The following is a 16,702-nucleotide window of genomic DNA, read 5'->3' as shown; positions in this document are numbered from 1 at the left end:
GCGCTGGGGCAAGAGCGTCACTCGCCCCCGACCGGCGCACCCACCCGCAGGCCAGGAACATCCGAATTGATACGAATATTCGACCCCGCTTCCGTATGACAGATGACATTTGGCAGGCTGTCCCCGCAGCACGGGGGCGTGCGCACAGCGGCGACCACCGCGGCCACGGGAGGGAAAGCGCGAACATGCACAACACGGCAACACGTACAGACCGGGCCGACTCCACAGGCCCCGGAACCGGCCCCTCCACGGGCCCGGCCACCACCCAGGCCACCGATTCGGCCGCCGCCCAGGCCCCCGAACCGGGCGGCCCCGCCGGCGACCCCCGCCTGCGCTGGAGCAACACGAACGGCCGCCCCACCGCGCCCGTCCTGCGCTTCCGCCGCGACGGCATCCTGCCCACCATCGCCGCCGCCCTCTCCGCCCGCGGCGAAACCCTCACCAGCACCGCCGGCAAGGGCGACCAGCCACCCGCGCTCCACCCCCTCGTCCAGGACTTCCTCGACACCCTCACGAGCGGCCAGCGCGAACGGTTCACCGGCCGCTGCCCCGAGGCGATCCTGCTCTCCCGCCACCTCGCCACCGTCGAGGGCGCCCGCTCCAAGCGGGCCTCCCGCAAACCCCTCTCCCCCAGCGAGGCCCGCCGCTCCCTGAAGCACTCGAAGATCACCGCACGCCGCATCCGCGAGGACGGCGACCCCCTCCACGGCAGCTACGCACCCCCCTGCCGCTCCTGCGAGGCCCTCCTCGACCACTTCGGCGTACGCCACGTCGACCTCACCCCCGCCGAGTAGCCATGACCACCACCTCAGCCTCCTACGACCGCTCCTCGGCCACCCGGTTCCCCGTCTCCGTGGACTCCGCCCTGCGCACCGCCGGCTGGGAACCCGGCCGCTGGGACATCAAGCAGGCCGAGTACTGGGCCGACGCACTCCGGGACCACACCACCCCCGCCGGCCACCGGCACACCGTCTTCCCCGCGGCCGTCGAGGCCTGGGCCGAGTTCGGCGGCCTCACCGTCTCCACCCGCGGACCGGGCCGCCAGATAGCCCCAGCGGTGATCCGCGTCGACCCCCTCACGGGCCTCCACCTCGCCCGCACCTTCGCCGACCTGGGCCGCGCCCTGTCCACGGAACTCTGCCCCCTGGGCACCGAGGCCGACGGCAGCTCACACCTGGCCATCGACCGCGAGGGCCGCGTCTACGGCATCGACCACACCGGCGACTGGTACCTCGGCACGAACCTCGACGAAGCCCTCACCCTCCTCCTGACGGGCCTCCAACCCACCCGCCTCACCACAGGCTGATCCCCCACCGGCGGCCGCCCCTCCCCGCCACACCACCACCCCCGCCGGGGGCAAAACCAGCCCCGCCACACCACCACCCCGCCGGGGGCGCAACCAGCCCCGCCGGCGTTTGAGGCGCGGGGGTCCGGGGGCAGCGCCCCCGGCAACGGCGCCGCACCCGACCCGCCCACCGCCCGGCCCGCACGGCACGGCAAGGCACCGCACCGCACGGCCACGCGCCAAGCGGCCCTACCCCCCAACCCCCACAGGAAGCACCGCCGACACCCGGAACCCACCCGCATCCGTCGGCCCCGACACGAACACCCCGCCCAGCCCCAGCACCCGCTCCCGCATCCCCACCAGCCCGTTGCCCCCACTGGGAAGCCCCGGCTCCGGCACCTCCCCGTCACACGGACCGTTCTCCACCTGCATCGCCACCTCCCCCTCCCGATGCGCGAGCCGTACGACGACCCGCGCGCCCGGAGCGTGCTTGTGGCAGTTGGTCAGCGCCTCCTGCACCACCCGGTAGGCGGTCTGCTCCACCTCCGCCGCATACGCGGCGACCTCCCCGTGCACCACCATCTCCACCGCCATCCCGGCCACCCGGGACTGCCCGACCAGCGCCTCCAGCTCACCGAGCGAAGGCCCGTCCTCGAAACCCGGACCCCCCACCAGCGCCACCGGCACGGCAGCGGCCATCGGTGCGGCCCTCACCACCGGCTCCTCACGCCGCAGCACCCCGAGCATCTCCCGCAGCTCCGTCAGCGCCTGCCGCCCCATGTCCCCCACCAGCGCCGCGTTCTTCGCCGCCCGCGCCGGATCCTTCGCGGCCACCGCCTCCAGCGCCGCCGCGTGCACCACCATCAGCGACACCCGGTGCGCCACCACGTCATGCATCTCCCGCGCGATGCGGGTCCGCTCCTCCGTACGGGCCCACTCGGCCCGCTCCTCCGCCCGGTCCGCCAACAGCGACAGCTCCCGCTCCAGCGAGTCCGCCCGCTCTTGAAGGCTCTCCATCAACCGCCGCCGGGCCCCCATGTACAACCCGAGCAGCACCGGCGGCACGGTCAGCGCCACCGCCACGAACACGGACAGCATCAGCACGACCGTGGGGCCGGCCTCCTCCACGTCCCCGCTGCTCCGCAGGTACATCACGGCGAAGGTCGCTGCGAGCGCCATCGAGGTCAGCGTGGCGGTGATCCGGCGGGGCACCTCGGAGGAGGCCACCGTGTACAGGCCCACCACCCCGAGCAGGAAGCCCATCACGGCCGGCGTGACACCGATCCCCACCAGCACCACGGCCACCGGCCACCGCCGGCGGAGCAGGAGCACGGCCCCCACCGCCACCCCGAACAGCACCCCGGCCCAGGCGGGCACCCCCGCCTCCGCGGCGAAGCCGATCCCCTCCCACCCGCACTCCACGGCGGACGCCACACCGAGCGCCACGTCCACCACCGCGTCCCGCCGACTCCCCCACCACCACACAGGCGGGCCCGCGCGGCCTTCCACATCCCCCGTACCGGTCATGCCGTCCAGCGTACGCAGGGGCCGCAGCACAGAGCCGAACGGATTTCCCGCAAACCCCGGGTAATCGCACATACGCGTGAATGACCCGGAATCCGAGACCCGCATCCCGAATTCCGGACGACATTGAACACATGACCGAAATCCGACGTCGCCCCGGCGACGGCACCGGCGGGCTCCGCCACGGCACGACGACCTTCGAGTCCCTCCGCGAGCAGGCGGTCTCCCTCCGCCGCGAGGGCCTCAGCCGCCGCCAGATCCGCGACCGCCTGCACGTCCACAACAACGACATCCTGAACCGCCTCCTGGACGGCGAGCCGGCCCCTGAATGGACGAAGCGCCCGAACGCGAAGGACGACCTCCGCGCGAAGGCCCGAGAACTCCGCCTCCAGGGCCTCACGTACGACCAGATCCAGCTGGAACTGGGCTGCTCGAAGAGCTCGATCTCCCTCTGGGTCCGAGACCTCCCGAAACCCGACCGTCAACGGAACCCGGAAGAGGCTTCCGCCATAGCCAAGCGCGGATGGGAACGCACACTCCAGCTGCGCGAGAACGAGAGGCAACGGGCCAAAGAGCAGGCATCGGACGAAATCGACACCCTCTCGGACCGCGAGCTCTTCATTCTCGGCGTCGGCCTTTACTGGGCCGAGGGCAGCAAGGACAAGCCCTACGAGCGGCGCGAACGCGCCATCTTCGTGAACAGCGACCCAGGCATGATCGGCGTCTACCTTGCCTGGCTCCGCCTCCTCGGGGTCGAGGAGGAGCACATGCGCTTTCACGTGATGATTCACGAAAGCGCCGACGTCGCGGGGGCCGAGAAGTTCTGGACGGACTTCGTCGGCGGCGACCCGACGCGATTTCACAAAACCACACTGAAGCGGCACAACCCGACGACCCAGCGCAAGAACACCGGCGAGGGGTACCGCGGCTGCCTCGTCGTTCGAGTACTCAAAAGTGCGGATCTGTATCGTCGCATCGAAGGCTGGTGGTGCGGCATAGTAGGGGCTGCAGCGCACCATGATCCGAGAAATCGGACATAAGGGTAATCCCGGGTCGTCTAAGGGCAAGACGTCAGATTTTGGTTCTGATCATGGGGGTTCGAGTCCTCCCCCGGGAGCCTGTGCGGGTTCGGGTCCTGACCTCCACGGTCAGGACCCGCCCTCGTTTCCGGCCCTTAACGCCCCGGTATCCTTCACGGGTCCACTCCCGAAAGCCGAAGGGCACACCCGTGAGCGCCAACCGCCCGGCAGCCGTCGTCGTACTCGCAGCGGGTGAGGGCACCCGCATGAAGTCCGCGACTCCCAAGGTTCTGCACGAGATCAGCGGGCGCTCGCTCGTCGGTCACGTCGTCGCCGCCTCCCGCGAGCTGGACCCCGAGCACCTCGTCGTGGTCGTCGGACACGCCCGGGAGCAGGTCACCGCGCACCTCGCCGGCATCGACGCCGGCGTCCGCACCGCCGTCCAGTACGAGCAGAACGGCACCGGGCACGCCGTCCGCATGGCCCTCGAAGAGCTCGGCGGCAGCCTCACGGGCACCGTGATCGTCGTCTGTGGCGACACCCCCCTGCTCACCGGCGAGACGCTGAACCAGCTCGCCGCCACCCACACCGCCGACGGCAACGCCGTGACCGTGCTGACCGCCGAGGTGCCGGACTCCACCGGCTACGGCCGCATCGTCCGGGACACCGAGAGCGGCGCCGTGAAGGCGATCGTCGAGCACAAGGACGCCACCGACGCCCAGCGCGCCATCCGGGAGATCAACTCCGGGGTGTTCGCCTTCGACGGTGCCCTGCTCGCCGACGCGCTCGGCAAGGTCCGCACGGACAACAGCCAGGGCGAGGAGTACCTCACCGACGTCCTCGGGATCCTGCGCGAGGCCGGCCACCGCGTCGGCGCGGCCGTGGGCGCCGACCACCGCCAGATCCTGGGCATCAACAACCGCGTGCAGCTCGCCGAGGCCCGCGCCCTGCTGAACGCGCGGCTGCTGGAGCAGGCGATGCTCGCGGGCGTGACGGTCGTCGACCCGGCGTCCACCTTCGTGGACGTGACGGTGACTTTCGGCCAGGACGCGATCGTGCACCCCGGCACCCAGCTGCTCGGCACCACCCACATCGCCGAGGGGGCCGAGGTGGGCCCGAACTCGCGCCTGACGGACACCCACGTGGGGGCCGGCGCCCGGGTGGACAACACGGTGGCCGACAGCGCGGTCATCGGCGCGCAGGCGTCGGTCGGCCCCTTCGCGTACCTGCGTCCCGGTACGAACCTGGGCGTGAAGGCCAAGGCGGGCACGTACGTGGAGATGAAGAACGCGACGATCGGCGAGGGCACGAAGGTGCCGCACCTGTCGTACGTCGGGGACGCCACGATCGGCGAGTACACCAACATCGGCGCGGCGAGCGTCTTCGTGAACTACGACGGTGAGCACAAGCACCACACCACCGTCGGCTCGCACTGTAAGACGGGTTCGGACAACATGTTTGTGGCGCCCGTCACCATCGGGGACGGTGCGTACACCGCTGCCGGGTCCGTGATCACGAAGGACGTTCCGCCCGGCGCGCTGGCCGTGGCCCGGGGCCAGCAAAGGAATATCGAGGGCTGGGTGGCTCGCAAGCGCCCGGGAAGCGCCTCGGCGACGGCGGCTCAATCGGCGGTCCAGGTGGACTCCGACGCCCGTTGAGGTGAACTGACCGGAAACGGGTACGTTCAGGACGGCGTACCGTGATAGGTGCACCCAATTCGGCTGGCTCACCGTGTGCGGGACGGACGCACATGGGGGCGAGCAGCTTTCAACACGTCTGAGGAGACAGTGCTGTGACCGGGATCAAGACGACCGGCGAGAAGAAGCTGATGCTCTTCTCCGGCCGCGCCCACCCCGAGCTGGCCGAGGAGGTCGCGCACCAGCTCGGTGTCGGCCTCGTGCCGACCAAGGCTTTCGACTTCGCGAACGGCGAGATCTACGTCCGCTTCCAGGAGTCGGCGCGCGGCGCGGACTGCTTCCTGATCCAGAGCCACACGGCTCCGATCAACAAGTGGATCATGGAGCAGCTGATCATGATCGACGCGCTGAAGCGTGCGTCGGCCCGCTCCATCACCGTGATCGTCCCGTCCTACGGGTACGCCCGTCAGGACAAGAAGCACAAGGGCCGTGAGCCGATCTCGGCCCGTCTGGTCGCCGACCTGCTGAAGACCTCGGGTGCGGACCGCATCCTGACGGTCGACCTGCACACGGACCAGATCCAGGGCTTCTTCGACGGCCCGGTGGACCACCTTTCGGCCCTGAACGTCCTCGCGGACTACGTGGGCGCGAAGGTGGACCGCTCGAAGCTGACGATCGTCTCTCCGGACGCCGGCCGCGTGCGTGTCGCCGACCGCTGGTGCGACCGTCTGGACGCGCCGCTGGCGATCGTGCACAAGCGCCGTGACAAGGACGTCGCCAACCAGGTGACCGTCCACGAGGTCGTCGGTGAGGTCAAGGGTCGTGTCTGTGTCCTGGTCGACGACATGATCGACACGGGTGGCACGATCTGCGCCGCCGCGGACGCGCTGTTCGCGCACGGTGCGGAGGACGTCATCGTGACGGCCACGCACGGCATCCTGTCGGGCCCGGCCGCGGACCGTCTGAAGAACTCGAAGGTCAGCGAGTTCGTGTTCACGAACACCCTGCCGGACCCGTCCGACCTGGAGCTCGACAAGATCACGGTGCTGTCGATCGCCCCGATGATCGCGCGCGCGGTGCGTGAGGTCTTCGAGGACGGTTCGGTCACCAGCCTGTTCGAAGAGGACCACTGACTCCTCTAGAAGATCCTTTTGAAGTGCGGCCTTCCCGCCGGGTAGACTCGTGAAGTTGCTCGGCGAGGGAGGCCGCACTTTTGTGTGCGGGCGCTCCGTTATCGACGCGCTCTTCGTAGCAGGCCGTTTCGGCCGGGTGACTCTGTCCTTCTTTCCGTCACCCCACGAGGAGTGAGCATGTCCGAGGTCAAGCTTTCCGCCACCCTGCGCGACACCTTCGGCAAGGGCTCTGCCCGCCAGGCCCGTCGCGACGCCCTGATTCCCGGTGTCATCTACGGTCACGGCAACGCCCCGAAGCACGTCAACGTCGAGGCCCACGGCCTGGCGCTGGCGCTGCGTACCCCGAACGTCCTGATCTCCCTGGACATCGCGGGCGACGGCACCGAGCTGGTCATCCCGAAGGCCGTTCAGAAGCACCCGCTGAAGCGTTCGATCTCCCACGTCGACTTCCTGATCGTCAAGAAGGGCGAGAAGGTCACCGTCGAGGTTCCGGTCGTGACCGAGGGCGAGCTCGCCGCCGGTGGCAACCTGCTGGAGACCCTGCTGGCGACCGTCACGGTCGAGGCCGAGGCCACCCACATCCCGACCGAGATCACCGTCTCGATCGAGGGCCTGGAGGCCGGTGCCACGGTGCACGCCTCCGACCTGAAGCTGCCGGCCGGCACCACCCTGGCCGTCGACGGTGAGACCGCCGTTCTGCAGGTCGTCGCCCCGCAGGCCGAGGAGCCGGCCGCCGAGGCCGAGGCCGAGGGCACCGAGGCCTGAGTTTCGCCTTCACCCTTCAGCAGTTGCTGACCGACCGCCGTCCGGCTCCACTGGAGCGGGACGGCGGTCGTCTTCGTTCTATGGCGGTAAGGAGCTTTTGATGTCGGACGACGCGGCGGCTCCCTGGCTGATCGTGGGCCTGGGCAATCCGGGTGGCGAGTACGCGGGGAACCGGCACAACATCGGTTTCATGGTCGCGGACCTGCTGGCCGAGCGGATCGGCGGCAAGTTCAAGGCGCACAAGGCCCGTGCCCAGGTGGTGGAGGGGCGCATCGGGCCTCCGGGGCCGGCGAACCGCCGTGTGGTGCTGGCGAAGCCGATGTCCTTCATGAACCTGTCGGGGGGTCCGGTGACGGCGCTGCGTGACTTCTACAAGGTGCCGCTGGACCGGATCGTCGCGATCCACGACGAGTTGGACATCGATTATCCGACGCTGCGTCTGAAGCTGGGCGGCGGGGACAACGGCCACAACGGTCTGAAGTCGATGACGAAGTCGATGGGTGCGGACTACCACCGGGTGCGTTGCGGGATCGGCCGGCCGCCGGGCCGGATGCAGGTCGCGGATTTCGTGCTGAAGGACTTTTCCTCGACGGAGCGCAAGGATCTGGACTGGTTCGTGGACCGGGCTGCGGATTCGGTGGAGTGCCTGATCACGGAGGGTCTGGAGCGCGCCCAGTCGGCGTACAACTCCTGAGGTGTGGCGGTCGGTCGGCAAGGTGGACCGACCGCCCCATTCCGGGCATAGGGAACATGGGCCCCCAAGAGCGCACGAATACTCGTGCGTACCTCTTGACCTCGGTGGGGCGGCGTCAGCAAGCTTGGCGGCGCCACCCCCACGGCCCGTTCCCCTCACCTGTGCCAGAGGTGCCCCATGCCCATTCTCAGCCAGCGCTGGGCGGCGACTGCGGTTCCGGCCGCGGCTTCCCTCGTGCTCGTCGCCGGTGCCGTGCCCGCTCTCGCGTCCGATTCGTACACCGTTCCGTTGCACCAGGCGGTTCCCATCACCGCGGCTTCCTACGGTGAGAAGGAGGCCTCGTGTGCGGGTGTCCCGTCGTCCCAGGACGGCTGGCACTTCGTGCTGCCGGGCAGCTCGACCGATTTCAAGAAGCTGACGGTGACGTTCGAGCCGGGTGGCACTCAGGTGATCACCGTTTTCGGTCCGCCGTCGGAGAAGCACGCGTACGCGGCTTCCGCGGCCGGTGCCAAGCTCACGGCGGCCTCGGCGGTGGTCGAGGGCGGCTCGGTGGAGTGGTTCAACCTGTCGCACACCTGCCCGGCGTCGGTGACTCCGAGCGGTACGCCGTCGAAGACGCCGTCCGGCACTCCGTCGCACACGCCGTCACACACGGCGTCGCACACGGCGTCGCACACGGCGTCGCACACGCCGTCGAAGTCGCCGTCGGGCAGCGCTTCGTCCTCCGCGTCGGCCTCGCCGTCCACGTCGGTGTCGGCGAGCCGGAGCGGCAGTGGTGCGCCGTCGGGCTCGGTCTCGCCGAGCTCCTCGGCGAGCTCTGCGGCTCCGGTCACGGGTGGCACCTCGGGCGGCGGCGGCCTGGCCAATACCGGTTCCGGTCTGCCGGTGGCCCTGTTGTCGACGCTGGCCGCCGCGCTGGTGGCCGCGGGTTCGGTGCTGCTGGTGCGCCGCCGCCGCGCGCGGTGGTAGGAGCGGTTGTCTGACGGGGAAGCCCCCGCACCGATCCACGGTGCGGGGGCTTCGTCGTGACTGCCGGTCGGTTCAGCCGGTGTTGCGCAGGCCGGCGGCGACGCCGTTGACGGTGAGCAGCAGGGCGCGGGCGAGGAGCGGGTCGGCTTCTTCGCCGCGGGCCGCGGCGGCGCGCTGGCGGGCCAGGAGGGAGACCTGGAGGTAGGAGATGGGGTCCAGGTAGGCGTCGCGTACGGCGAAGGTCTGCTGGAGCACCGGCTGGGAGTCGAGGAGCTCGTCGCCTCCGGTGATGCGCAGGACTTCGGCGACGGTGAGGGCGTGTTCGGCCTGGATGCGGTCGAAGACGTGCTTGAGGTCGTCGGGTACGAGGGTGTCGACGTAGTGGCGGGCGATCCGCAGGTCCGTCTTGGCCAGCGTCATTTCGACGTTGGAGAGGAAGTTGCGGAAGAAGTGCCAGCGCCGGCCCATTTCGCCGAGGACGTCCTCGTGGCCGGCTTCGCGCAGGGCCTTGAGGCCGGAGCCGACTCCGTACCAGCCGGGGACGATCTGGCGGGACTGGGTCCAGCCGAAGACCCAGGGGATGGCGCGCAGGCCGTCGAGTCCGGCGCCGGAGTCGGGGCGGCGGGAGGGGCGGGAGCCGAGGTGGAGGTCGGCGAGTTGGTCGACGGGGGTGGAGGCGAAGAAGTAGGAGGGGAGGTCGGGGTCCTCGACGAGTTCGCGGTAGGCGGTGTGGGCGGCGTCGGACACGATGTCCATGGCCGTGTCCCAGCGGGTGAGGGCGTCGGGGGACTGTCGGGGTGCGGTGTGCAGGGCGGATGCCTGCAGGGTGGCGGCGACGGTCAGTTCGAGGTTCTCGCGGGCGAGGGAGGGGACGAGGTACTTGTCGGAGATGACCTCGCCCTGTTCGGTGACCTTGATCTCGCCTTCGAGGGTGCCCCAGGGCTGGGCGAGGATGGCGTCGTGGGAGGGGCCGCCGCCTCGGCCGACGGTGCCGCCGCGGCCGTGGAAGAGGCGCAGGCGGACGCCGTAGCGGTGGGCGACGTCGCGCAGGCGGCGCTGGGCGCGGTGGATTTCCCACTGGCTGGTGGTGATGCCGCCGAACTTGGAGGAGTCGGAGTAGCCGAGCATGACCTCCTGGACGTCTCCGCGCAGGGAGACGAGGCGGCGGTAGGAGGGGTCGGCGAGCATGTCGCCGAGGATGACGTCGGCGGCGCGGAGTTCGTCGGTGGTTTCGAGGAGCGGGACGATGCCGATCTTGGCCCAGCCGGCGTGGAGGTCGATGAGGCCGGCTTCGCGGGCGAGGACGGCTGCGGCGAAGACGTCGTCGGCGCCCTGGCACATCGAGATGATGTAGGACTCGATGACTTCGGGGCCGAACTTCTCGAAGGCGTCCTTGATGGCGGAGAAGACGCCGAGGGTCTTGTGTCCGGCGGGGTCGAGGGGGGCCGGGGTGGGGGCGAGGGGGCGGCGGGAGCGGAGTTCCTTGGCGAGGAGCTTCTGCCGGTAGTCGCGGGGCATGTCGGCGTAGCGCCAGGATTCCTCGCCGAGGCGGTCGAAGAGCTGGCCGAGTGCGTGGTGGTGGGCGTCGGCGTGTTCGCGGACGTCCATGGTGGCGAGCTGGAGGCCGAAGGCGGCGAGGGTGCGGATGGTGCGGTCCATGCGGCCGTCGGCGAAGAGTGCGCCGCGGTGTTCGCGCAGGGAGGTCTGGATGAGGGTGAGGTCGGTGAGGAGCTCGGCGGTGCCGAGGTAGTCGCGGCCTTCCTCGTGGGGGATGCCCTTGGCGAGGCGTTCGCGGGTGTTGAGGAGCTTCTGCCGGATGCAGGTGGCCTTGAGGCGGTAGGGCTCTTCGGCGTTGAGTCGCTTGTAGCGGGGGCTGATCTCGGGGAGGCGTTCGAGGTCGGCCTGGAGGGAGGCGAGGAGTTCCTCGGTGGCTCCGGTGTAGCGGATGGAGTTGGAGAGGAGTCCGCGCAGGAAGTCGATGAGTTCGAGGGCGTCGGTGATGCCGTGTTCGTGCTGGAGGATCAGCACGTCGCGGGTGACCTCGGGGGTGACGTTGGGGTTGCCGTCGCGGTCGCCGCCGATCCAGGTGCCGAAGGTGAGGGGGCGGGTGCCGGCGGGGAGTTCGATGCCGACGCGCTGGAGTTCGGCCGCGAGGTCTTCGAGGACGTCGCCGACGGCGCCTGCGTGCAGTTCGTCGAGGTAGTAGATGGCGTTGCGGGCCTCGTCGGCGGGTTCGGGGCGGACGACGCGGAGTTCGTCGGTCTGCCAGACGAGGTCGATGTTCTCGGCGAGGCGCAGGTCGTGGCGGCGGCGGTCGCCGGCGCCGGTGACGGGCTCTTCGAGGAGGGCGGCGATGCGGCGGAGCTTGCCCAGGACGCTGCGGCGGGCGGCCTCGGTGGGGTGTGCGGTGAAGACGGGTCGGACGTTGAGGTTCTTGACCGTTTCGCGCAGGTGCTCGGGGTCGGCGTCCTTGAGCATGTCGGCGGTGCGGGCGAGGAGCCCGCCCTCGGCGGCGCGGTGGGCGCGCAGTTCCTTGCCTCGGTGGACCTGTTCGGTGACGTTGGCGAGGTGGAAGTAGGTGGAGAAGGCGCGCACGAGCTTGGCGGCGGTCTCCAGGTCGGTGTCGCCGAGGAGGGTGGCGGCGGCCTCGCCGTCGGTGCGGGTGAGTGCGCGCACGCGTTCGACGAGGTCGAGGAGGTCCTGGCCCTCCTGGCGTACGAGGGTTTCCCCGAGGAGGTCGCCGAGGCGGCGGATGTCCGCGCGCAGCTCTGCGTTCGCGGCGTCCGTGGTGTGGGCGGGGGCCTGGTCAGCACTGCTCACAGGTGCGGCTCCTTGCAGTGTTTCGAGCGCTACTGGGCGGTGGGCTTCCCGACCGCGCGCAGCGCTGCTGCTTCCTGATGCGCAGCTCGGGCTGCCCGTGCGGACCGCGCTGTCCGCCGGGGACAGGATAGGTGTCCTGTGCTTGTGCCTGGGCAAATGTCTCACCAGACGGCAAGTGGGGGGTCCGTGCGGGGGGTGTCGCGGGTCGTTGTCGTGCTCGGGGTGGTCTGTTCGGGGTGGTGTGCTCTCGTACGCCCCGGCCGCGCGCCTGTTGCCTCGTGGCGCGCCTTTGCCATACTTACGATGCCGTAGGTTACGGGTCCGTAACCTCGGCCCTGCCGGCTTCTCACCCTCAGGGGACCTCCATGACCACCAGTCCCGATCTGATCGAGGACGTGTCCGCGTCCTCCGCCGGGTCTGTGCCATCCGCGACTCTCGGCGGCGAGAACAAGCGGTCCATCGAGCAGATCGCCCTTCTCCTGTTCATCACCGTTCCCTTCGTGGCTCTGTTGGCGGCGGTTCCGCTGGCCTGGGGCTGGGGGGTGAGCTGGTTGGATCTCGGCCTGATGGTCTTCATGTACTTCGTGGCGTGCCACGGGATCACCGTCGGTTTCCACCGGTACTTCACGCACGGTTCCTTCAAGGCGAAGCGGCCGCTTCGGATCGCGCTCGCGGTGATGGGGTCGCTGGCGGTGGAGGGGCCGCTGGTGCGGTGGGTGGCCGATCACCGCAAGCACCACAAGTACTCGGACCACGAGGGTGACCCGCATTCGCCGTGGCGGTTCGGGGAGACGGTGCCCGCGTTGATGAAGGGTCTGTGGTGGGCGCACATCGGTTGGCTCTTCGACGAGGAGCAGACGGATCAGCAGAAGTACGCGCCCGACCTGATCAAGGATCCGGCGATCCGGCGGATCTCGCGTGACTTCATCTACTGGACGATGTTCTCGCTGGCGGTTCCGCCGCTGGTGGGGGGTCTGGTGACGATGTCGTGGTGGGGTGCGTTCACGGCGTTCTTCTGGGGTTCGCTGGTGCGGGTCGCCCTGTTGCACCACGTGACGTGGTCGATCAATTCGATCTGTCACGCGGTGGGCAAGCGTCCGTTCAAGTCGCGTGACCGTTCGGGGAACGTGTGGTGGTTGGCGGTGTTGTCGTGTGGTGAGTCCTGGCACAACCTGCACCACGCGGATCCGACGTCGGCGCGCCACGGTGTGCTGCGCGGGCAGGTCGATTCCAGTGCCCGGCTGATCCGCTGGTTCGAGCAGCTGGGGTGGGCCACGGACGTGCGCTGGCCGTCGGAGTCCCGCATCGACGCCCGGCGCAGGGAAACCGCGTCGAAAGCGGCATGATGGGGGGCGTGGCGATCGACGGCGGTACTTCCAGCAGTGACAAGCCCAGGCGAGGACGCCGGGTGCGGATGACGGGCGCCGAGCGGCGCCAGCAACTGCTGGACATCGGCCGGACGCTTTTCGCGGAGAAGGGCTTCGAGGGCACGTCGGTGGAGGAGATCGCGGCGAAGGCCGGGGTGTCCAAGCCGGTGGTGTACGAGCACTTCGGTGGCAAGGAGGGTCTGTACGCGGTCGTCGTGGACCGGGAGATGCGTCAGCTGCTGGACGGGGTGACGGGCGCGCTGACGGCCGGGCATCCGAGGGAGCTGCTGGAGCAGGCGGCTTTCGCGCTGCTGGACTACATCGAGTCGTACACGGACGGTTTCCGGATCCTGGTGCGTGATTCGCCGGTCGCGCAGTCGACGGGCACGTTCGCGTCGCTGATCAGTGACATCGCCACGCAGGTGGAGGACATCCTGGGTCTGGAGTTCAAGGCCCGGGGCTTCGATCCGAAGCTGGCCCCGTTGTACGCGCAGGCGCTGGTGGGGATGGTGGCGCTGACGGGGCAGTGGTGGCTGGACGTGCGCAGGCCGAAGAAGGCGGAGGTGGCGGCGCACCTGGTGAACCTGGCCTGGCACGGGCTGGACGGTCTGGAGTCGAAGCCGCAGCTGGTGGGCCGCCGCAAGAACTGAGCGGGTCTTTCGCGGGCATGCGACGGCGCCCCGTCACCGGTGATCCGGTGGCGGGGCGCCGTCGCGTGGTGCGGGTTCCTCGTGCCGGGGTGCGTCGTCGTCAAGCGCAGGGCTCCGGGGTGTGGGGTTCGGGGCTGTGTCGTTCGAGGAACTCGAGCCGGTTGCCGACGGGGTCCTCGGAGTAGAAGCGGCGGTGTCCCGGCAGGTTGTCGTCCCAGACGACCTTGGCTCCCCGTTCCTCCAGTCTGCTCGCGTATTCCACGATGCCGGTCACGCGCAGCCCTGGATGGGCCTTGCGGGCGGGTCGGAAGTCGTCCTCGACGCCGAGGTGGAGTTGTACGGGTCCGGCGGTGAACCAGCAGCCGCCGCGGGCGGCGAGGACGGGCGGTTTGGGGATCTCGGTCATGCCGAGGACGTGCGTGTAGTAGGCGCGGAGGAGGGCCTCGGATCCGGGGGGCGCGGCGAGTTGTACGTGGTCCACGGCGGTGAGCATGGTCAGGCCTCCTTGCGGGCGACGGCGAAGATGCGGCGGAAGGGGAAGACGGTGCCGCGCGGTCCGGGTGGGTAGGCCTCGCGCAGCCGGTCTCGGTATTCGGTGAGGAAGGCGCGGACGGCGTCCTCGTCGTCGCCCAGGGCGGTGAGGACGGGCCGCAGTGCGGTGCCCTTGACCCAGTCGAGGACCGGGTCGGGGCCTTGGAGGAGCTGGTGGTAGGTGGTTTCCCAGACGTCGACGGCGCAGCCGAGTTCGGTGAGGCGGGCGAGGTATTCGGCGGGTTCGAGGAGGTGGGTGTAGCGGGCGCCGTGGCCGGCGAGGCGGGCGCGCCAGCGGGGGGTGTCGCAGAGTTCGGCGAGCAGGGCGTGGCTGGGGGCGGTGAAGTTGCCGGGGATCTGGAAGGCGAAGGTGCCGCCGGGGCGCAGTCCGTTGATCCAGGCGCCGAAGGAGCCGGGGTGGCTGGGGACCCACTGGAGGGCGGCGTTGGAGACGATCAGGTCGTAGGGCTGGTCGGGCAGCCAGGAGGCGAGGTCGGCGTGTTGGAAGTCGAGGCTGCCGCCGCCGGGGGTGGGGCCCGCGTATTCCTGTTCGGCGCGGTGGAGCATTTCCGGGGAGAGGTCGAAGCCGGTGATCTGGGCGTCGGGCCAGCGGCCGGCGAGGAGGGCGGTGACGTTGCCGGGGCCGCAGCCGAGGTCTGCGATGCGGGCGGGGGTGGTGGGGAGTTCGGGTATGCGGGTCAGCAGGTCGAGGAAGGGCCTGGTGCGGTGGCCGGAGTGGCGCAGGTACTGCTGGGGATCCCAGGTGGGTGCGGACGGCGCGGTGGACGTGGGGGTCCCGGCGCGCGCGGTATCGGAATACATGTTCGAGCCTCCCTGCTGGCGGGGCGGTCGGAAGCGGAATCAGTTCCGGGACGCTCCATGCCCCACCCTCGCCGCAATTATATCTCGACATCAAGATAGTCGTGGTCGAGATGCTCGACATGAAGAGACTTCATGTCGACAGACCCCTTACACTGATCGGCATGGAGGACGAGGTCGACCGACTGGTAGCGGCATGGCGCCGGGAGCGCCCTGACCTCGACGTGGAACCGCTTGAGGTACTGAGCCGCGTCAGCAGGCTCGCGCGCCACCTCGACCGCGCCCGCCGGCTGGCCTTCTCCGAGCACGGCCTGGAGCCTTGGGAGTTCGACGTACTGACCTCCCTGCGCCGCGCCGGAGCGCCCTACCAGCTCTCCCCCGGCCAGCTCCTGACGCAGACCCTGGTCACCTCGGGCACCATGACCAACCGCATCGACCGGCTCGCCAAGAAGGGCCTCGTCGAACGGCTCCCGGACCCCAGCGACCGCCGGGGGGTCCTCGTGCGGCTCACCCCCGAGGGCCGCGACCGGGCCGACCAGGCCCTCGCCGGGCTGCTGGCCCAGGAGCGGGCGATCCTCGCCCAGCTCTCCCGGCACCAGCGCGCGGATCTCGCCGGGCTGCTACGCCAGTTGACCGCTCCGTTCGACAACATCCCCGGCTAGCCCCAGATCGGCCGGCCGTACGCCCGCCCGCCGGGCCAGGGCCACCGCCGCCAGGGTGGAGTGCACTCCCAGCTTGCCCAGCACGTTCTGCATGTGCGTGCGGACGGTGTGCGGGGACAGGAACAGCCGCGCCGCCACGTCCTTGCGGCCCAGCCCGGCGACCATGCAGCGCAGCACCTCGTGCTCGCGCGGGGTCAGCGACTCGACCAGCCGCTCGCTGTCCGTACGGTGCTTGCGCGCGGCCGTCAGCTCGCGCAGCACCCCGGTGAGCAGCGCCGGCGGCAGGTGGGTCTCCTCGCGCAGGACGCCGCGGATGACGGCCAGCAGCCGCGAGAGCGAGCAGTCCTTGGCCACCCAGCCCGAGGCCCCCGCCTGGAGCGCGTGCGCGGCCCGGCGCGGATCGTCGCGCTCGGCGAGGACGACCGTGCGCACGCCCGGATGGGAGCCCCGCACCGTCGCGACCAGCGCGATCCCGTCCGCGCCCGGCGGCGCGGCCCCGGAACCGGACTCCCGCTGGGCGGGCACGCCCCCGGAAGCCGCGGAGACCGCCGGCGCCCCGGACACGGCGGCCAGGTCGGCGTCGACGAGCAGGACGTCGAAGCGGCGGCCCTCGGCCACCGCGCGTTCCAGGCAGCGCAGGGCGGCCGGACCACTGCCGGCCGCGGACACGTCCACGTCCGACTCGGCCGCGAGCGCGGCTGCGAGCGATTCGGCGAAGATTCGGTGATCGTCGACGACGAGAACCCGGATACGAGCCACAAAACCCCCAAGGGTAGGGGAACGGACGACGGCGGGTACGGCGCCCGGACCGGGCGATCCGCAGCTGC

16 protein-coding genes and 1 tRNA gene are annotated in these 16,702 nt (G+C 70.3%); 11 read left to right on the top strand and 6 right to left on the bottom strand.

Annotation, left to right across the window (positions count from 1 at the left end):
* Window positions 1-185 precede the first annotated feature (185 nt).
* Both ACIQ5Y_RS28125 and ACIQ5Y_RS28120 read left to right on the top strand, forming a co-directional pair.
* A complete protein-coding gene (locus tag ACIQ5Y_RS28125; RefSeq protein WP_403886259.1) occupies window positions 186-794 on the top strand; it encodes a YwqJ-related putative deaminase in 609 nt (202 codons plus the stop codon).
* Window positions 795-796: 2 nt separating this feature from the next.
* Window positions 797-1,306 (top strand): SUKH-3 domain-containing protein, encoded by a 510-nt coding sequence (locus ACIQ5Y_RS28120; protein WP_403886256.1) that lies wholly within the window; start codon window positions 797-799, stop codon window positions 1,304-1,306.
* Between the two features lie 228 nt (window positions 1,307-1,534).
* Here the strand turns inward: ACIQ5Y_RS28120 and ACIQ5Y_RS28115 are convergent, their stop codons facing one another.
* Window positions 1,535-2,812: a sensor histidine kinase gene (locus tag ACIQ5Y_RS28115; protein WP_403886253.1), complete on the bottom strand. Its 1,278-nt coding sequence runs from the start codon at window positions 2,810-2,812 to the stop codon at window positions 1,535-1,537.
* A gap of 131 nt (window positions 2,813-2,943) precedes the next feature.
* Between ACIQ5Y_RS28115 and ACIQ5Y_RS28110 the strand changes: the two genes are divergently transcribed.
* From ACIQ5Y_RS28110 to pth, 6 genes are all read left to right on the top strand, one after another.
* On the top strand, window positions 2,944-3,849 hold the full coding sequence (locus ACIQ5Y_RS28110) for a hypothetical protein (protein WP_403886250.1): 906 nt from the start codon (window positions 2,944-2,946) through the stop codon (window positions 3,847-3,849).
* Window positions 3,850-3,855: 6 nt separating this feature from the next.
* A tRNA-Gln gene (locus ACIQ5Y_RS28105) sits at window positions 3,856-3,926 on the top strand.
* Between the two features lie 111 nt (window positions 3,927-4,037).
* On the top strand, window positions 4,038-5,486 hold the full coding sequence (gene glmU / locus ACIQ5Y_RS28100; RefSeq protein WP_403886247.1) for a bifunctional UDP-N-acetylglucosamine diphosphorylase/glucosamine-1-phosphate N-acetyltransferase GlmU: 1,449 nt from the start codon (window positions 4,038-4,040) through the stop codon (window positions 5,484-5,486).
* A 134-nt stretch (window positions 5,487-5,620) separates the two neighbouring features.
* Complete coding sequence (locus tag ACIQ5Y_RS28095; protein WP_403886244.1) at window positions 5,621-6,598, top strand: ribose-phosphate diphosphokinase; 978 nt, start codon at window positions 5,621-5,623, stop codon at window positions 6,596-6,598.
* 177 nt (window positions 6,599-6,775) lie between these two features.
* The gene (locus tag ACIQ5Y_RS28090) at window positions 6,776-7,363 is read left to right on the top strand and encodes a 50S ribosomal protein L25/general stress protein Ctc (RefSeq protein WP_403886241.1); all 588 of its coding nucleotides are present in this window, start codon (window positions 6,776-6,778) and stop codon (window positions 7,361-7,363) included.
* 100 nt (window positions 7,364-7,463) lie between these two features.
* The gene (gene pth, locus ACIQ5Y_RS28085; RefSeq protein WP_403886238.1) at window positions 7,464-8,057 is read left to right on the top strand and encodes an aminoacyl-tRNA hydrolase; all 594 of its coding nucleotides are present in this window, start codon (window positions 7,464-7,466) and stop codon (window positions 8,055-8,057) included.
* 443 nt (window positions 8,058-8,500) lie between these two features.
* Here the strand turns inward: pth and ACIQ5Y_RS28080 are convergent, their stop codons facing one another.
* Window positions 8,501-8,890 carry a hypothetical protein gene (locus ACIQ5Y_RS28080; protein WP_403886235.1) on the bottom strand — a complete coding sequence of 130 codons (390 nt, stop codon included), beginning with the start codon at window positions 8,888-8,890 and terminating at the stop codon, window positions 8,501-8,503.
* A gap of 208 nt (window positions 8,891-9,098) precedes the next feature.
* The gene (gene ppc / locus ACIQ5Y_RS28075) at window positions 9,099-11,846 is read right to left on the bottom strand and encodes a phosphoenolpyruvate carboxylase (RefSeq protein ID WP_403886232.1); all 2,748 of its coding nucleotides are present in this window, start codon (window positions 11,844-11,846) and stop codon (window positions 9,099-9,101) included.
* 365 nt (window positions 11,847-12,211) lie between these two features.
* Here ppc and ACIQ5Y_RS28070 point away from each other — a divergent pair, with 365 nt between their 5' ends.
* Window positions 12,212-13,192 carry an acyl-CoA desaturase gene (locus tag ACIQ5Y_RS28070; RefSeq protein WP_403886229.1) on the top strand — a complete coding sequence of 327 codons (981 nt, stop codon included), beginning with the start codon at window positions 12,212-12,214 and terminating at the stop codon, window positions 13,190-13,192.
* On the top strand, window positions 13,189-13,863 hold the full coding sequence (locus tag ACIQ5Y_RS28065; protein ID WP_403886226.1) for a TetR family transcriptional regulator: 675 nt from the start codon (window positions 13,189-13,191) through the stop codon (window positions 13,861-13,863). The genes ACIQ5Y_RS28070 and ACIQ5Y_RS28065 overlap by 4 nt, the downstream gene beginning before the upstream one ends.
* A gap of 100 nt (window positions 13,864-13,963) precedes the next feature.
* Here the strand turns inward: ACIQ5Y_RS28065 and ACIQ5Y_RS28060 are convergent, their stop codons facing one another.
* On the bottom strand, window positions 13,964-14,356 hold the full coding sequence (locus tag ACIQ5Y_RS28060; RefSeq protein ID WP_403886222.1) for a glyoxalase: 393 nt from the start codon (window positions 14,354-14,356) through the stop codon (window positions 13,964-13,966).
* A gap of 2 nt (window positions 14,357-14,358) precedes the next feature.
* Complete coding sequence (locus ACIQ5Y_RS28055; RefSeq protein ID WP_403886219.1) at window positions 14,359-15,216, bottom strand: trans-aconitate 2-methyltransferase; 858 nt, start codon at window positions 15,214-15,216, stop codon at window positions 14,359-14,361.
* A gap of 161 nt (window positions 15,217-15,377) precedes the next feature.
* Here ACIQ5Y_RS28055 and ACIQ5Y_RS28050 point away from each other — a divergent pair, with 161 nt between their 5' ends.
* Window positions 15,378-15,875 (top strand): MarR family winged helix-turn-helix transcriptional regulator, encoded by a 498-nt coding sequence (locus ACIQ5Y_RS28050; protein WP_388681576.1) that lies wholly within the window; start codon window positions 15,378-15,380, stop codon window positions 15,873-15,875.
* Here ACIQ5Y_RS28050 and ACIQ5Y_RS28045 read toward each other — a convergent pair.
* Entirely contained in the window at window positions 15,834-16,634 is an 801-nt protein-coding gene (locus tag ACIQ5Y_RS28045) for a LuxR C-terminal-related transcriptional regulator (RefSeq protein ID WP_403886215.1), read from the bottom strand. The two genes, ACIQ5Y_RS28050 and ACIQ5Y_RS28045, sit on opposite strands and share 42 nt — an antisense overlap.
* Between the last annotated feature and the right edge of the window lie 68 nt (window positions 16,635-16,702).

This window comes from Streptomyces sp. NPDC096339 (assembly GCF_044762985.1).
Classification (GTDB): domain Bacteria; phylum Actinomycetota; class Actinomycetes; order Streptomycetales; family Streptomycetaceae; genus Streptomyces.
This window is presented reverse-complemented; position numbering and strand designations above follow the sequence as displayed.

Excerpts from the sequence above, each read along its gene's own strand:
- ACIQ5Y_RS28125 (WP_403886259.1), top strand. The coding sequence starts at position 186 with ATGCACAACACGGCAACACGTACAGACCGGGCCGACTCCACAGGCCCC.
- ACIQ5Y_RS28120 (WP_403886256.1), top strand. The coding sequence starts at position 797 with ATGACCACCACCTCAGCCTCCTACGACCGCTCCTCGGCCACCCGGTTC.
- ACIQ5Y_RS28115 (WP_403886253.1), bottom strand. The coding sequence starts at position 2,812 with ATGACCGGTACGGGGGATGTGGAAGGCCGCGCGGGCCCGCCTGTGTGG.
- ACIQ5Y_RS28110 (WP_403886250.1), top strand. The coding sequence starts at position 2,944 with ATGACCGAAATCCGACGTCGCCCCGGCGACGGCACCGGCGGGCTCCGC.
- ACIQ5Y_RS28090 (WP_403886241.1), top strand. The coding sequence starts at position 6,776 with ATGTCCGAGGTCAAGCTTTCCGCCACCCTGCGCGACACCTTCGGCAAG.
- pth (WP_403886238.1), top strand. The coding sequence starts at position 7,464 with ATGTCGGACGACGCGGCGGCTCCCTGGCTGATCGTGGGCCTGGGCAAT.
- ACIQ5Y_RS28070 (WP_403886229.1), top strand. The coding sequence starts at position 12,212 with ATGACCACCAGTCCCGATCTGATCGAGGACGTGTCCGCGTCCTCCGCC.
- ACIQ5Y_RS28065 (WP_403886226.1), top strand. The coding sequence starts at position 13,189 with ATGATGGGGGGCGTGGCGATCGACGGCGGTACTTCCAGCAGTGACAAG.
- ACIQ5Y_RS28060 (WP_403886222.1), bottom strand. The coding sequence starts at position 14,356 with ATGCTCACCGCCGTGGACCACGTACAACTCGCCGCGCCCCCCGGATCC.
- ACIQ5Y_RS28055 (WP_403886219.1), bottom strand. The coding sequence starts at position 15,216 with ATGTATTCCGATACCGCGCGCGCCGGGACCCCCACGTCCACCGCGCCG.
- ACIQ5Y_RS28050 (WP_388681576.1), top strand. The coding sequence starts at position 15,378 with ATGGAGGACGAGGTCGACCGACTGGTAGCGGCATGGCGCCGGGAGCGC.